The organism is Enterobacter sp. TMH.L2 (genome assembly GCF_050847315.1).
Lineage (GTDB): Bacteria > Pseudomonadota > Gammaproteobacteria > Enterobacterales > Enterobacteriaceae > Cedecea.
Genome location: NZ_CP193791.1, coordinates 3,404,844 through 3,420,846, shown reverse-complemented (window position 1 = coordinate 3,420,846; position 16,003 = coordinate 3,404,844). Strand labels below are relative to the sequence as shown.

The window sequence follows — 16,003 nt, the reverse complement described above, 5'->3', positions numbered from 1 at the left end:
TGCCGATTTTTGCTTTTACTGCGGCTTTGCTGCGTTGCTTAGTAATGAAAATGCTCAATCGCTGAAGGGAATGCAAGGCTTTTAGCTTTCAACTAATAAATAGTGCAGTGAGGATTGCTGATTGATGAAAAATGACGATGTTTTGGGCGTTAAAATTAACGGATCGTCAATTTTTAACAATTTGCACTGAGGTTTGTTTCTGCTACGCGGCGATTTTTTATCGATATAAAAATGCCGGCTCTGGGCCGGCATTCTGAATTAGAAGATATCGATTTCAGCCACAGAGGGGTAAATCCAGCTCGGCCTGAAGGGCATATCGTCAACGTTGTTCAGGCTGGAGACGCCAGACAGCACAAGGATGGTTTCAAGACCGGCCTGGAAGCCCGCGAGAATATCCGTCCGCAGGTTATCGCCGACGATAACGGTTTGCTCGGAATGCGCCTGCATTTTGTTAAGCGCCGCGCGGATAATCCACGGGCTTGGTTTGCCGACATAAAACGGCTCGCGCCCGGAGATTTTCTCAATGCCAGCGCAAAGCGCGCCGCAGGCCGGGCTAAATCCGTGGCCGTGGCTGTCAGGGTTGGTGGCAATAAAACGCGCCCCGTTTGCCACAAAGTAAGCGGCTTTATGCATCATCTCCCAGTTAAAAGAGCGGGTTTCACCGACGATGACAAAGTCGGGATTAATGTCGGTAATGGTAAATCCAGCTTTATAGAGCTCGTGAATCAGCGCCCCTTCACCGACGACGTAGGCTTTCTTACCTTCCTGACGACGGAGGAAATCAGCCGTGGCCATGGCCGAGGTGTAAAACACGCTCTCCGGCACGTCGATGCCCGCGGAGGCAAAGCGGTTGGCAAGATCCTGGCTGGTCTGGGAAGGGTAGTTGGTTAGCAGCACCAGCGGCATTTCTTTTTCAAGAATACGTGCCAGAAATTCATTAGCGCCCGGCACGGCGACGTTGTCGTGCATTAGCACGCCGTCGATATCACAAATTACGTTCTGGATGGTGGTCATTAACAACTCTGGCTCACGGAATGAAGTCGGTAACTATAGCGTAAAATGCTGCCTGGGCAGCATTAACTTTCCAGCAAATGCTGAAGCAAGACGCCGTTTAGCATTGAGCGCTTAACCAGCGCAAAGGCGCCAATTGCCGACCGGTCGTCCAGCTTTGAGCAGACGATAGGCAAGTTTTTACGGAAGGCATTCAATACCTGGGTGTTGATGCAGCCTTCGATGGCAGGCAGCAGCACTTTTTCGGCTTCGATTATCTCGCCGGCAAGGACGACTTTTTGCGGGTTAAACAGGTTAATGGCGATGGAGATGGCTTTCCCCAGATGGCGGCCAACATGTTCCAGCACTTCACAGGCCAGCGCATCGCCTTTATTGGCCGCTTTGCAGATGGCCTGAATACTACAATCATCCAGCGTCAGGCGGCTGTTGTAGCCTTGCTCCAGCAAATGGCGGACGCGTTTTTCAATGGCGGCGTTCGCGGCAATGGTTTCCAGGCAGCCAAAATTACCGCAGTGGCAGCGTTCGCCCAGCGGATCGACCTGAATGTGGCCAATCTCACCCACGTTCCCATTACGGCCGATAAAAATCCGCCCGTTTGACAGAATTCCCGCCCCGGTGCCGCGGTGGACTCGCACCAAAATAGAGTCTTCGCAGTCTTGGGTTGCACCGAAGTAGTGCTCGGCCAGCGCCAGGCTGCGAATATCATGGCCGACAAAACAGGTCACCTTGAAACGTTTTTCCAGGCTGTCGACCAGCGCCCAGTTGTTGACGGCGATGTGCGGCATGTAGCGGATCACGCCGCTTTCGGGGTCAACCAGCCCTGGCAGGATGACGGAAATAGCGATAAGTTCGCGGGTTTTACGCTGCCAGGTTTCGATGAAGTGGCTAATGGCTTTAAGCAGCGCATGCTCGAGCGTTTCCTGCGTGCGTTCCGGCAGCGGATAGTGCTCTTCGGCGATGGATTTCGCGCTCAGGTCGAACAGGGTGATAGTGGCGTCGTGGCGACCAAGACGCACGCCAATAGCGTGGAAGTTACGTGTTTCAGTCGTAATAGAGATAGCGCGGCGGCCGCCGGTGGAGGCCTGCTGATCAACTTCTTTTATCAGGCCTCGCTCAATAAGCTGGCGAGTAATTTTTGTGACGCTGGCGGGCGCAAGCTGGCTTTGTTCGGCAATCTGGATGCGCGAGATAGGACCGTGCTGATCAATCAGGCGGTAGACCGCCGCGCTATTCAGCTGTTTTACCAGGTCAACGTTACCAATTTGGGCTTGTCCGCCAGTCGTCATGCTATTTACTCAGTTACGACCTCGTTACCATTAACGATGGTCTTGATAATTTTATAGTCGCGGTTAAACACGGTGAGGTTGGCCACTTTACCGGCTTCGATTGCGCCCAGGTGTTTATCCACGCCCATGGCGCGAGCAGGGTAGAGGGTTGCCATCCGCAGAACTTCATCCAGTGCGATGGCCGCGTGCTCCACCAAATTGCGAACGCCTTGAATCATGGTCAATGCAGACCCACTCAGCGTACCGTTCTCATCTACGCACAGACCGTCACGGTAGTATATTGTTTTGCCAGCAAAAATGAACTGATCGATGTTGGCACCTGCCGGCGCGGTTGCGTCGGTAACCAGGCACAGTTTATCGCCCTTCACACGTTTTGCGGTGCGGATGTTCGCATAATCCACATGTAAACCATCAGCAATGATGCCACAGTAAACGTCGGCTTCATCAAAAATTGCGCCCGCAAGGCCAGGTTCACGGCCGGTAATATAAGGCATCGCGTTGAAAAGGTGGGTTGCGAAGGTGATCCCTGCGCGGAAGCCAATTTTGGCTTCTTTAATCGTTGCATTGGAATGACCCGCAGAAACGATGATGCCTGCTGCCACCAGTTTCTGAATGACTTCTGGCTCAACCATTTCAGGTGCGAGGGTGATTTTGGTGATCACATCGGCATTCTGGCAGAGGAAATCAACCAGCTTCGCATCCGGCTTGCGGACGAAGCCTGGGTTGTGCGTCCCTTTTTTCACGATGTTGAGCCACGGCCCTTCAAGGTGCAAGCCCAGCGCCTGATGGCTGTATTTCGCCAGATAGTCGCGCATGACTTTCACGCCCTGCATCATCAGCTCGTCGCTGGTGGTGATAAGCGTTGGCAGGTAGCTGGTGCAGCCTGAGCGTTCGTTTGCTTTCTGCATGATTTCCAGCGTTTCAACGGAAACGGCTTCTGCTGTGTCGTTAAACTGCACGCCGCCGCAGCCGTTCAGCTGTACATCAATAAAACCGGGGGCAATGACGGCTCCGCCCACATCGCGCGTTTCGATACCTGCTGGCAGTGCATCAACAGGGCAAACGCGCTCAATCAGGCCATCGGCAATAACTACCGCGTGGTCATCCAAAATTTCGTGGCCGGTATAAATCCGACCGTGGATTAATGCATACATATCCTACCCCCGGTAATAACGTCGTGCTTTAAGACTGTAAGATCGCTAATAAAGAGGAAAAGCCGAAACACCTTCCTCTTTATGACTGACTTTAGAAAACCAATGCATTGATTTTCCAGAGCTACTGACGCCCTCAGCGGTTGCCGTTTGAGGCGCATCAGTGGCCGACCAGGCCTTAAAGGCCTTTAATGTTTTCTGCTTCCAGCTCGTTGAAATATTTCAACGTTTTCACCTTCAGCTCCATGGTGGACGGCTCGTCACACACGATCACCGCCTTCGGATGCAGCTGCAGGCAGGTGATAGTCCACATATGGTTAACGTTGCCTTCCACGGCCGCCTGCAGCGCCAGCGCTTTGACGCCGCCCAGCACCAGAATCATCACTTCTTCTGCATCCAGCAGGGTGCCTACGCCAACGGTCAGCGCGTATTTAGGTACCTGAGTCACGTCGCCGCCGAAGAAGCGGGAGTTTGCCACGCGTGTGTCATGGGTCAGGGTTTTAATACGGGTGCGGGAAGCCAGAGAAGACGCTGGTTCGTTGAACGCGATATGACCGTCGTTACCCACGCCGCCCATGAACAGGTGAATTTTGCCGTAGGAGCGAATTTTCTCTTCGTAGCGGCGGCACTCTGCATCAACGTCTTCCGCATTGCCGTTCAGCAGGTTGATATTTTCTGCAGGGATATCAACGTGATCAAAGAAGTTGCGGTGCATGAAAGTATAATAACTTTCCGGGTGTTCTTTCGGCAGGCCGACGTATTCATCCATGTTGAAGGTAACGACGTTCTTAAAGCTAACCTGGCCTGCTTTATGCATCTCAACCAGAGCTTTGTAAGCTTCCAGCGGCGTGCCGCCGGTTGGCAGACCCAGAACAAAAGGACGGTCCGCGGTCGGTTTGAATGCATTGATGCGATTTACAATATGGCGAGCTGCCCATTTGCCGACTTGTGCCGGGGTAGCCAGGGGAATCAGTCTCATCATTCACCTCGTAGTTTAAGAGTAAAAATAGGGTTAGCTGAATCGATCTCGATAAGCATAAGGGTAAACCACTTTTATACTGAACCGACAGGGATCAATCCGCCTCGATTTTTTGAATCATAAAATAAGTTTTCGGAGATAGCCAGTGAAGGGGGAGGGTTGAAGCGATATTTGGTGATAAATATCACAAAAAAGGTGCGTTTAATTTGCGGTACGAATTAATTTTTTTCACACTTCACCGTGTGATGTGAATCGTCGCCGTGTATTCAATGTAAGTAAGACAATAAAAACACTGCTTGAGCGAGCCTTAACGGGGTCTCATAGGGGGAATAAAGTGAGTATTCTAGGTTATCTACAGCGCGTGGGCCGGGCACTTATGGTGCCGGTGGCTACACTGCCAGCAGCAGCAATATTAATGGGGGTTGGTTACTGGATTGACCCAGTTAGTTGGGGTGGAGACAACGCGTTAGCCGCGCTCTTCATTAAATCCGGTTCCGCCATTATCGATCACATGTCCGTGTTGTTCGCCATCGGCGTCGCTTACGGTATGTCCAAAGACAAAGACGGTGCCGCGGCACTGACCGGCTTTGTTGGCTTCCTGGTTCTGACCACCCTCTGCTCACCGGCAGCGGTTGCTATGATCCAGAAAATTCCGGTGGATCAGGTTCCGGCGGCATTTGGTAAAATTGAAAACCAGTTCGTAGGTATTCTGGTCGGTATTATCTCTGCGGAATTGTACAATCGCTTCAGCGGCGTTGAGCTGCCGAAAGCGCTTTCGTTCTTCAGCGGTCGCCGTTTGGTTCCTATCCTCACCTCCTTCCTGATGATTGTTGTTGCCTTCATCATGATGTACGTCTGGCCGATGATCTTCGACGGTCTGGTGAACTTCGGGGAGCACATTCAGAAGCTGGGTTCTGCGGGCGCAGGTATCTACGCCTTCTTCAACCGTCTGCTGATCCCGGTTGGCCTGCACCACGCTCTGAACTCCGTGTTCTGGTTTGACGTGGCAGGGATTAACGACATCCCTAACTTCCTGGGTGGCGCTCAGTCCATCGAAGCAGGTAAAGCGGTTGTCGGTATCACCGGTCGCTACCAGGCGGGCTTCTTCCCAATCATGATGTTCGGTCTGCCGGGTGCAGCGCTGGCCATCTACCACTGTGCACGTCCTGAAAACAAAGCAAAAGTTGCCGGTATCATGATGGCCGCTGCTTTCGCTGCGTTCTTCACCGGTATCACCGAACCGCTGGAGTTCTCCTTCATGTTCGTTGCGCCGGTACTGTACGTGATTCACGCAGTGCTGACCGGTATCTCCGTATTTATCGCAGCAAGCATGCACTGGATTGCGGGCTTTGGCTTCTCCGCGGGCCTGGTGGATATGGTGCTTTCTTCCCGTAACCCGCTGGCAACCCACTGGTGGATGCTGATCCCTCAGGGTCTGGTGTTCTTCGTTCTCTACTACGTGGTGTTCCGTTTCACTATCACCAAATTCAACCTGCTGACGCCAGGCCGTGAACTGGCTGTAGCCGGTGACGAAGCTGATGGTCAGGACGTGAACGTGAGCGGTGACGCAAACCAGGACGTTTCTGGTCTGGCTCGTCAGTACATCTCTGCGGTAGGTGGCTCTGCAAACCTGACCGGTATTGATGCCTGTATCACTCGTCTGCGCCTGAGCGTGAAAGACTCTTCCGTTGTTAACGAAGCGCTGGCTAAGCGTCTCGGTGCGACAGGCGTTATTCGCCTGAACAAAACCAGCGTGCAAATCATCGTTGGCTTTGCGGCAGAAAAAATTGCTAACGCAATGAAAACAGCTGGCACTGTAGAAGCAGCGGCGCCTGTTGCTGCTGCGGCACCGGCTCCTGCGGCTAAACCACAGGCTGTTCCAAACGCGACCAGCACAACTATTGCCGCTTTGGTTTCTCCAGTCACTGGCGACGTGGTTGAGCTGGATCAGGTGCCTGACGAAGCTTTCGCCAGCAAAGCAGTCGGTGATGGCGTAGCCGTTAAGCCAACGGACAAAACCGTGGTTTCTCCTGCCGCCGGGACCATCGTGAAAATCTTCAACACCAACCACGCGTTCTGCCTTGAAACAGAAAAAGGTGCAGAGATTGTGGTTCACATGGGCATCGATACCGTTGCTCTGGGTGGAAAAGGCTTCACGCGTCTGGTGGAAGAAGGGGCCGAAGTGGTTGCCGGCCAGCCGATTCTGGAAATGGATCTCGATTTCCTGAACGCCAACGCGCGCTCCATGATTAGCCCGGTAGTTTGCAGCAACATCGACGACTTCAGCGGTCTGGTTATCCAGGCTAAAGGTCAGGTGGTTGCAGGCCAAACGCCACTGTATGAGATTAAAGGCAAATAATCGCTCCTGAGTAAGCATTTGTGCCTTAAGCGGCTGACGTAAATCGTCAGCCGCTTTTTTATTGCGTGCCGTTAGCCGATATGGATAACCCTAATTTATGCAACTAAAGGTTGTTTCCCGAGGCCGCTTATTAGATCATACGCCGTTAACTAAGGTACACGCTTTGAGGAACCCGCGATGAGTGAGGCTGAAGCCCGCCCAACTAACTTTATTCGTCAGATTATTGATGAAGACCTGGCGAACGGTAAGCACACCAGTATTTGCACCCGTTTTCCGCCTGAGCCAAATGGCTATCTGCATATTGGTCACGCCAAGTCTATTTGCCTGAACTTTGGCATCGCCCAGGATTACCAGGGGCAATGCAACCTGCGTTTCGATGACACAAACCCGGTAAAAGAAGACATCGAATACGTAGAGTCCATCAAGCACGACGTTGAATGGCTGGGCTTCCACTGGTCCGGCAACGTGCGTTATTCGTCTGACTATTTTGACCAGCTTTTTAATTATGCCGTTGAGCTGATAAATAAAGGACTGGCGTATGTTGATGAGCTGAGTCCGGAACAAATTCGTGAATACCGTGGCTCTCTGACTGCGCCCGGTAAAAATAGCCCGTTCCGCGATCGTAGCGTTGAGGAAAACCTCGCGCTGTTCGAGAAAATGCGCAACGGTGAGTTTGCCGAGGGTACCGCCTGCCTGCGTGCCAAAATCGATATGGCCTCGCCGTTCATCGTTATGCGCGACCCGGTGCTGTACCGCATTAAATTTGCCGATCACCACCAGACCGGCAACAAGTGGTGCATCTACCCGATGTACGACTTCACCCACTGTATTTCCGATGCGCTGGAAGGCATTACGCACTCGCTGTGTACCCTGGAGTTCCAGGACAACCGCCGTCTGTATGATTGGGTGCTGGATAACATCACCATTCCTGCTCACCCGCGTCAGTACGAATTTTCTCGCCTGAATCTCGAATACGCCATCATGTCCAAGCGTAAGCTGAACCTGCTGGTGACCGAGAAGATTGTAGAAGGCTGGGACGACCCGCGTATGCCGACTATCTCCGGCCTGCGTCGCCGCGGCTATACCGCAGCATCCATTCGCGAGTTCTGTAAGCGCATTGGCGTAACCAAGCAGGACAACACCGTTGAAATGGCTTCTCTGGAATCCTGCATCCGTGACGATCTTAACGAGAATGCGCCGCGTGCAATGGCCGTGCTGGATCCGGTAAAAGTTATTATCACTAACTACCCTGAAGGTGAAGAAGAGACGGTTACCATGCCGAATCATCCTAACAAACCTGAAATGGGTAGCCGTGAAGTGCCGTTCAGCCGCGAGATCTATATCGATCGCGCTGACTTCCGCGAAGAAGCAAACAAGCAGTACAAGCGCCTGGTGCTGGGTAAAGAAGTTCGCCTGCGTAATGCCTATGTGATCAAAGCCGAACGCGTAGAAAAAGATGCAGAAGGTAATATCACCGAACTTTACTGCACCTACGATCCGGAAACCCTGAGCAAGGATCCGGCGGACGGTCGCAAGGTGAAGGGTGTTATTCATTGGGTGAGCGCGGCACACGCGCTGCCGGTTGAAATTCGTCTGTACGACCGCTTGTTTAGCGTCGCGAACCCAGGGGCTGCGGAAGACTTCCTGTCTACCATTAATGCGGATTCTCTGGTCATTCGCCAGGGCTTCGCTGAGCCTAGTCTGCAGAACGCGGAAAAAAGTAAGGCATATCAGTTCGAGCGTGAAGGTTACTTCTGCCTGGACAGCCGCTATGCGACGGCGGAAAAACTGGTGTTTAACCGCACCGTTGGCCTGCGTGATACCTGGGCTAAAATCGGCGAATAATTGCCGTTTATTGCCTGATGAAAACGCCGCTAAATGCGGCGTTTTTTCTTTTTGATTACCAGTCATTAACCTTATATACACATTCGCGATGCGAATTAATTCTCATTCACATTTCTGTGAAAATTTCCTCACAGGAAGTCATGCCTTCCCCGTAATCTCCTGATGCTTATAATGAAAGCGCTCTCAATGAAGTTTTATTCTTAAAATCAATCGTAATCAGGGTTAATAATCTGCTGCGCAATTTTGTTACAAATGCACATAGATTATGTGCTCTCTGTCATACTCCAGGAAATCTCTGATACAAAGTCATTGATAATTCGCGTCGCGAAAAATAGTCTATAAGCAGCAGTAATGCGGGTGTGTTAGGCAAAAACCGCTTTTAGCCGTCAGGCAATTTTACTTTTTTTCGTCATTGGCGCTTTTCACGTCAGGCGATGATTTTTACGTCAAAGAGGAATTTAACTATGCGTACGTTTAGTGGCAAACGTAGTGCGCTTGCTCTTGCTATTGCAAGCGTTACCGCTCTTTCAGGTTTTGTCGTGGCTCCGCAGGCTAGCGCCGCGGGCTTTGTTGATGACTCCACGCTGACCGGCGGCATCTATTACTGGCAGCGTGAACGTGACCGTAAAGACGTGTCCGACGGTAAGTACAAAACTAACCTGTCGCACTCAACCTGGAACGCCAACCTCGACTTCCAGTCTGGCTATGCGGCCGATATGTTTGGTTTTGATATTGCCGCTTTCACCGCCATTGAAATGGCCGAAGACAGCGCCAGCGGTCACCCGAACGAAATCGCATTCTCCTCTAAAAATAAAACCTACGACGAAGACTACTCCGGCGATAAAGGTGGCATCAGCCTTTATAAAGCGGCGGCCAAATTCAAATACGGCCCGGTTTGGGCTCGCGCAGGTTACATTCAGCCAACCGGTCAAACGCTGTTAGCACCACACTGGAGCTTCATGCCTGGTACTTATCAGGGGGCTGAAGCGGGAGCTGCATTTGACTACGGTGATGCCGGTGCGCTGAGCTTCTCCTACATGTGGACTAACGAGTACAAGGCGCCATGGCACCTTGAAACCGATAAGTTCTACCAGAACGATAAAAAGACCAAAGTTGACTATCTGCACTCCATCGGCGCGAAGTATGACTTCAAAAACGATCTGATTCTGGAAGCCGCATTCGGTCAGGCTCAGGGCTTTGTTGATCAGTACTTTGCTAAAGCCAGCTACAAATTCGACGTTGCAGGCAGCCCGCTGAGCACCAGCTACCAGTTCTACGGCACCCGTGATAAAGCCGCGAACAATACCATCAATGATATCTACGATGGCACCGCATGGCTCCAGGCGCTGACATTTGGCTATAAAATTGGCCAGGTCGACCTGCGTCTGGAAGGGACCATGGTGAAGGCAGAAGGCCAGCAGGGTTACTTCCTGCAGCGTATGACGCCAACCTACGCGTCTTCCAACGGTCGTCTGGATGTGTGGTGGGATAACCGCTCTGACTTCAACGCCAACGGTGAAAAAGCCGTGTTCTTCGGTGCAATGTATGACCTGAGCAACTGGAACCTGCCGGGTTGGGCAGTGGGTGCTTCTTACGTTTATGCATGGGACGCAAAACCATCTACATGGGCGCTTGATGCTTCCGGTAACCGCCAGGATCTCGCTTCTAACAAGATCAAAGAGTCTTCTTACAGCCTCGACGCCATGTATACCGTGCAGGAAGGCCGTGCGAAAGGCACGCTGTTCAAACTGCACTTCACTCAGTACGACAACCACTCCGACATCCCAAGCTGGGGCGGTGGGTACGGCAACATCTTCCAGGATGAGCGTGACGTGAAATTCATCGTGATTGCTCCGTTCACCATCTTCTGATGTGAAACCGGGCGCGCAAGCGCCCGTTTTTTTATAAGGAACCGAACATGAAAAAGATTCTGCTGATTACCGCCGCTGTATTCACGCTGTCTGCCTGCGTTCAACCTCCTGCACCTCCGGAAGATTCACGCCTGAAGCAGGCCTATAGCGCCTGTATCAATACGGCGGAAGGCAATCCGGATAAAATTGAAGCCTGCCAGAGCGTGCTGAACGTACTGCGCCAGGAAAAACAGCATAAAGCGTTTGTTGAGAAAGAGACGGTGAACGTGCTGGATTACCAGAAATGTATCCAGGCAAGAAAGAGCGGCAATGATGAAGCCGCGAAGGTACGCTGCGATAAGATTTGGCAGGAGATTCGCGCCAATAACAGCTGATAGCCTTTTTCAGTCAATAAAAAACCGGCAAGGGAAACCTGCCGGTTTTTGCTTTTAAACGCCACCGAAGCAGCGTTTGTTAATGCGGATTACTTATTTAGGATCGTGGGCCGTGTCGTCTTCGCGGCAGTCACCTTCAGCACAGTGTCCGTACAGATAGAGGCTGTGGTTAGTCAGGCGGATGCCGTGGCGCGTGGCAATTTCACGCTGGCGGGATTCAATAGAATCATCGCTGAACTCGATCACTTTACCGCAGTCGAGGCAGATCAGGTGGTCGTGGTGATGCTGCTGGGTCAACTCAAAAACGGACTTGCCGCCTTCAAAATTATGGCGGGTCACGATCCCTGCATCATCAAACTGGTTCAGCACGCGATAGACGGTCGCCAGGCCGATTTCTTCGCCCATGTCGATCAGACGTTTATATAAGTCTTCCGCGCTGACGTGATGATTTACCGGCTCTTGCAGCACTTCGAGGATTTTTAATCGCGGAAGCGTGACTTTCAAGCCGGCCTTCTTTAATGCGGTATTGTTGTCAGTCATGCGGAAAGTGTCCTGTTGCTTAACGATTCGCTCAAACTGCAGTGAGCGTAAAGAGTAATGCGTCTCATTATAGAACTGCTACTTCTAAATGGGAACCGCAAGTATGGTGCAAAATAAGGCTGAAAAATCGTGGCGGCGTCGCCATTTACAGTAATTATCAGCCAAGCTATCAGGAAGACATTGTACAGGGATGTACGAGAAAGTTACAAACTTGTAGCAATTATTTTCATTGCTACAAGCTATCAAGATGGCGCAAATGCTGTATTTGCGCCAGAGAAATCAGGCGTTAATGATATCCGACAGATTCAGTTCTTCAGAAACCTGTTTAACCCACTTCTCAACGCGCTCAGCGGTCAGTTCCGGCTGGCGATCTTCATCGATGGCCAGGCCGACAAAATTGTCGTCATCCGCCAGGCCTTTGGAGGCTTCGAAGTGGTAGCCCGCGGTTGGCCAGTGGCCCACAATCGCCGCGCCGCGCGGTTCGATAATGTCGCGAATGGTGCCCAGCGCATCACAGAAATATTCCGCGTAGTCTTCCTGGTCGCCGCAGCCGAACAGCGCCACCAGTTTACCGTTGAAATCGACTTCTTCAAGCGTAGGGAAGAAGTCATCCCAGTCGCACTGGGCTTCGCCGTAGTACCAGGTCGGGATGCCGAGCAAGAGAATGTCGAAACCTTCGAGATCTTCTTTGCTGCTTTTAGCAATGTCATGCACCTCAGCAACGTCTTTACCGAGCTGTTTTTGAATCATTTTCGCGATATTTTCGGTGTTACCGGTGTCGCTGCCGAAAAAAATGCCTACGATTGCCATGAGTAAAATAACCTCTTGAAACTTAATAGTATGCTGGCCGTTCAATGCCCACGTATAGGGCAATCATAGCAGAACAGCTCCAGCAGCGGAAACAGCTATCACGCCCGGGTGCACAGTCTGCAACATGGTTTTGCTCACCCTTTTGAGATTTCAGATAACCCGCAGGGTGGCTGAAGGCGTTACCCGAGATTTTTAAGCTGCTCGAGCAGCATCTCTTCGATCAGTTCGCTGCGGCTGATGTTACGGGCGTCAGCCAGCTGGTTGAGGGCATCGACCGCCTCGTTGTTCAGTTTTAGCTCAACCCGCTTCAAACCACGCACTTTATCGCGCTTCAGCTGATTGCGCTTATTGATACGCAATTGCTCATCGCGCGAGAGCGGATTAGTTTTCGGCCGCCCGGGGCGACGCTCGTCCGCGAACAGATCTAATGTAGTACGGTCCGTTTGTTCTTTTGCCATGATTAGAATACTGACAGGAAATTCTGGCTGCAGGGGCAGGGTGCCGGTGCAATTAAGCGCGCCATCATACATCAGCGCGCCATTCGCGCCAACGCGTTAGCGACTTCAGCTGCCCGGTCGGTCTGTTTTTAATCAGTTTTTCTACTCTGCGTCGATAAATCGGTGGATCGCCCGTAGAACGGCATCCGGTTTTTCCGCATGAACCCAATGACCCGCTCCAGCGATGACGTGAGCACGGGCCTGTGGGAACTGACTTAGCAGCGCCTCGCGGTGGCTTTCATCAACATATGGAGAATTCCCGCCGCGAATAAATAGTGCAGGATATGGCCAGGCCGGAACAGGCCGCCAGCCAACGATAGTTTCGTATTGCTGCCAAAGCACGGGCACGTTGAACTTCCACTCGCCGTCAGCAAAGGATTTCAGCAGAAACTGAATGACGCCTTCCTCAGCTACGTGGTCGCGCATGATTTGCGCCGCCTGCTGGCGAGTTTTTACGCCCGCTTCGGTGACCGCGCGAATAGCCGCGAAAATTTCGTCGTGACGGCGAACCTGATAGTTAACCGGCGCAATATCTATCATCACAAGCTTATCAATACGCTGAGGGGCTATTGCGGTAAGCGCCATCACCACTTTGCCGCCCATGGAATGGCCAATAAATGTGGCCTTCTCGATGCCGTATTCGTCCAGCGTGTCCAGAACGTCCCCGGCCATTGCGGCATAGCTCATATCATCACTGCGCGGTGACAGCCCGTGATTGCGCAGATCGATCTGCAGCAACGCATGATCTTTACCCAGATCACGTGCCAGGACACCCAGGTTATCCAGGCTGCCGAACAGGCCGTGGATCAGTACGATAGGGGAATTGCTATTCAATTGTTGCGCAGTTTGCAGGCGAGCATTTAATTTCATGGCAAAGTTCTTTATTTTGGTTCGTTTGGTTAGGGTATCATGTTGGCATTCTCGCGGGCGTGCGGCAAATATTCAGTTTACTCTGACTTTGAGTCGCCTCTCCTGTTCGCTGTTGGGATTTGACCCTATAATCCCAACGACTTGTATTCAGAAAAGATATCGCACTGGATTAAGATGAAAACAATCGAAGTTGATGACGAGCTTTACCGCTATATTGCCAGCCAGACTAAACACATCGGCGAGAGCGCGTCAGACATTTTACGGCGTATGCTTAAATTTACCGCCGGGCAAACACCAGCAGCCACTTCTACGCCCGCTGCGCCTGAGCGCGCTGCGGCTCCCGTTGTTGAAGAAAAACCTGCGAACACGGCTCGTAATCGCGTGCGTGCCGTTCGTGAGCTGCTGCTTTCCGACGAGTACGCTGCCCAGAATAAAGCCGTAAACCGCTTTATGATGGTGCTGTCCACGCTGTATATGCTGGATGCAAAAACCTTTGGCGAAGCCACTGAATCGCTGCATGGTCGCACCCGCGTCTATTTTGCTGGCGATGAGCAAACTCTGCTGGCAAACGGCAATCAAACCAAGCCGAAACATGTTCCGGGCACCCCATACTGGGTGATCACCAATACGAATACTGGTCGTAAATGCAGCATGATCGAACACATCATGCAGTCAATGCAGTTCCCTGCGGAGCTGATTGAAAAGGTTTGCGGCACTATTTAAAAACCTGGCGTCAGTAAGGAAGAGCCAATGGCTAACCACGATCGTGCGGGCCAACCTGCACAACAGAGCGACTTGATTAACGTAGCCCAGCTTACGGCGCAGTATTACGTGCTTAAGCCAGTGGTGGGGAATAGCGAACACGCGGTGAAATTCGGGACCTCCGGCCACCGCGGCAGTGCAGCACGGCATAGCTTTAACGAACCTCATATTCTGGCGATTGCGCAAGCTATCGCTGAAGAACGCGCAAAGAATGGGATCACCGGTCCATGCTATGTGGGCAAAGACACCCACGCGCTGTCCGAACCTGCGTTTATCTCCGTGCTGGAAGTGCTGGCCGCTAACGGCGTGGACGTCATTGTGCAGCAGGATAACGGCTATACGCCGACGCCTGCGATTTCTAACGCCATCCTGGTGCATAACCAAAAGGGCGGCCCTCAGGCGGACGGGATTGTTATCACGCCATCCCACAACCCACCGGACGACGGCGGCATCAAGTACAACCCACCAAACGGTGGCCCGGCTGATACTAACGTCACCAAAGTCGTTGAAGATCGCGCTAACGCGTTGCTGGCCGACGGCCTGAAAGGCGTGAAGCGCATTACGCTGGATAAAGCCTGGGAAAGCGGTCACGTTCAGGCGCAGGATCTGATTCAGCCGTTCATCGAAGGGCTGGTGGATATCGTCGACATGGCCGCGATTCAAAAAGCGGGCCTGAAGCTGGGGGTTGATCCTCTCGGCGGTTCCGGGATCGAATACTGGCACCGTATCGCGAAGCATTACAACCTCGATCTGACCATCGTGAACGATCAGGTCGACCAGACCTTCCGCTTTATGCACCTGGATAAAGACGGCGCAATTCGCATGGACTGCTCCTCCGAATGTGCGATGGCGGGCCTGCTGGCGCTGCGCGACAAATTCGATCTGGCGTTTGCCAACGACCCGGATTACGACCGCCACGGCATCGTCACGCCAGCGGGCCTGATGAACCCGAACCATTACCTGGCTGTGGCTATTAACTATCTGTTCCAGCACCGTCCGCTGTGGGGCAAAGATGTGGCCGTCGGTAAAACCCTGGTTTCCTCCGCGATGATTGACCGCGTGGTAGAAGATCTGGGCCGCAAGCTGGTGGAAGTCCCGGTTGGCTTTAAGTGGTTCGTTGACGGCCTGTTCGACGGCAGCTTCGGCTTCGGGGGCGAAGAGAGCGCCGGGGCATCGTTCCTGCGCTTCAACGGCACCCCATGGTCGACCGACAAAGACGGTATCATCATGTGTCTGCTGGCGGCAGAAATCACCGCCGTGACGGGCAAAAACCCGCAGCAGCATTACGATGAGTTAGCCGCGCGCTTTGGCGCACCGAGCTATAACCGTATTCAGGCACCAGCCACTTCTGCACAGAAAGCCGCGCTGTCCAAGCTGTCACCTGAAATGGTGAGTGCAGACACGCTGGCAGGTGACCCGATCACCGCGCGTCTGACGGCGGCTCCGGGCAACGGCGCTTCCATTGGCGGCCTGAAGGTGATGACCAAGAACGGCTGGTTTGCCGCTCGTCCGTCCGGCACCGAAGACGCCTACAAGATTTACTGTGAAAGCTTCCTCGGCGCAGAGCACCGCGAGCAGATCGAGAAAGAAGCGGTAGAGATTGTCAGCGAAGTGCTGAAAAGCGCGAAGTAATATGCAAAAAGGCTCC

General features: G+C 52.6%; 14 protein-coding genes. 6 read left to right on the top strand and 8 right to left on the bottom strand.

What is annotated here, in order from left to right; all coding sequences use genetic code 11:
* Positions 1–258: 258 nt before the first annotated feature.
* From ACREYP_RS16475 to nagB, 4 genes are all read right to left on the bottom strand, one after another.
* Positions 259–1,014, bottom strand: coding sequence for an HAD-IIA family hydrolase (locus ACREYP_RS16475; protein WP_008456091.1), 756 nt, complete (start codon positions 1,012–1,014; stop codon positions 259–261).
* 62 nt (positions 1,015–1,076) lie between these two features.
* On the bottom strand, positions 1,077–2,297 hold the full coding sequence (nagC, locus tag ACREYP_RS16470) for a DNA-binding transcriptional regulator NagC (RefSeq protein WP_336818602.1): 1,221 nt from the start codon (positions 2,295–2,297) through the stop codon (positions 1,077–1,079).
* Between the two features lie 5 nt (positions 2,298–2,302).
* Positions 2,303–3,451, bottom strand: a complete 1,149-nt coding sequence (nagA, locus tag ACREYP_RS16465; protein WP_166994541.1) for an N-acetylglucosamine-6-phosphate deacetylase — start codon at positions 3,449–3,451, stop codon at positions 2,303–2,305.
* Between the two features lie 175 nt (positions 3,452–3,626).
* A complete protein-coding gene (gene nagB, locus ACREYP_RS16460; protein ID WP_008456097.1) occupies positions 3,627–4,427 on the bottom strand; it encodes a glucosamine-6-phosphate deaminase in 801 nt (266 codons plus the stop codon).
* A 334-nt stretch (positions 4,428–4,761) separates the two neighbouring features.
* Here nagB and nagE point away from each other — a divergent pair, with 334 nt between their 5' ends.
* The 4 genes from nagE to ACREYP_RS16440 all read left to right on the top strand — a co-directional run bounded on the left by nagE (position 4,762) and on the right by ACREYP_RS16440 (position 10,876).
* Positions 4,762–6,786: an N-acetylglucosamine-specific PTS transporter subunit IIBC gene (nagE, locus tag ACREYP_RS16455; RefSeq protein ID WP_008456098.1), complete on the top strand. Its 2,025-nt coding sequence runs from the start codon at positions 4,762–4,764 to the stop codon at positions 6,784–6,786.
* 177 nt (positions 6,787–6,963) lie between these two features.
* Complete coding sequence (gene glnS / locus ACREYP_RS16450; RefSeq protein WP_273968824.1) at positions 6,964–8,631, top strand: glutamine--tRNA ligase; 1,668 nt, start codon at positions 6,964–6,966, stop codon at positions 8,629–8,631.
* A gap of 464 nt (positions 8,632–9,095) precedes the next feature.
* On the top strand, positions 9,096–10,502 hold the full coding sequence (gene chiP, locus ACREYP_RS16445; protein WP_008456102.1) for a chitoporin ChiP: 1,407 nt from the start codon (positions 9,096–9,098) through the stop codon (positions 10,500–10,502).
* A 47-nt stretch (positions 10,503–10,549) separates the two neighbouring features.
* Positions 10,550–10,876 (top strand): ChiQ/YbfN family lipoprotein, encoded by a 327-nt coding sequence (locus ACREYP_RS16440; protein WP_008456104.1) that lies wholly within the window; start codon positions 10,550–10,552, stop codon positions 10,874–10,876.
* Between the two features lie 93 nt (positions 10,877–10,969).
* Here the strand turns inward: ACREYP_RS16440 and fur are convergent, their stop codons facing one another.
* The 4 genes from fur to ybfF form a co-directional block, all read right to left on the bottom strand.
* Positions 10,970–11,416, bottom strand: a complete 447-nt coding sequence (gene fur / locus ACREYP_RS16435; RefSeq protein ID WP_008456106.1) for a ferric iron uptake transcriptional regulator — start codon at positions 11,414–11,416, stop codon at positions 10,970–10,972.
* 279 nt (positions 11,417–11,695) lie between these two features.
* Positions 11,696–12,226: a flavodoxin FldA gene (fldA, locus tag ACREYP_RS16430; RefSeq protein WP_008456108.1), complete on the bottom strand. Its 531-nt coding sequence runs from the start codon at positions 12,224–12,226 to the stop codon at positions 11,696–11,698.
* Between the two features lie 179 nt (positions 12,227–12,405).
* Positions 12,406–12,684: a LexA regulated protein gene (ybfE, locus tag ACREYP_RS16425; RefSeq protein ID WP_008456110.1), complete on the bottom strand. Its 279-nt coding sequence runs from the start codon at positions 12,682–12,684 to the stop codon at positions 12,406–12,408.
* 141 nt (positions 12,685–12,825) lie between these two features.
* Positions 12,826–13,593, bottom strand: a complete 768-nt coding sequence (ybfF, locus tag ACREYP_RS16420) for an esterase (protein WP_336818603.1) — start codon at positions 13,591–13,593, stop codon at positions 12,826–12,828.
* Positions 13,594–13,767: 174 nt separating this feature from the next.
* Between ybfF and seqA the strand changes: the two genes are divergently transcribed.
* Positions 13,768–14,316: a replication initiation negative regulator SeqA gene (gene seqA, locus ACREYP_RS16415; RefSeq protein ID WP_008456114.1), complete on the top strand. Its 549-nt coding sequence runs from the start codon at positions 13,768–13,770 to the stop codon at positions 14,314–14,316.
* A gap of 27 nt (positions 14,317–14,343) precedes the next feature.
* Complete coding sequence (gene pgm / locus ACREYP_RS16410; RefSeq protein WP_166994549.1) at positions 14,344–15,987, top strand: phosphoglucomutase (alpha-D-glucose-1,6-bisphosphate-dependent); 1,644 nt, start codon at positions 14,344–14,346, stop codon at positions 15,985–15,987.
* The last annotated feature ends 16 nt before the right edge of the window (positions 15,988–16,003 follow it).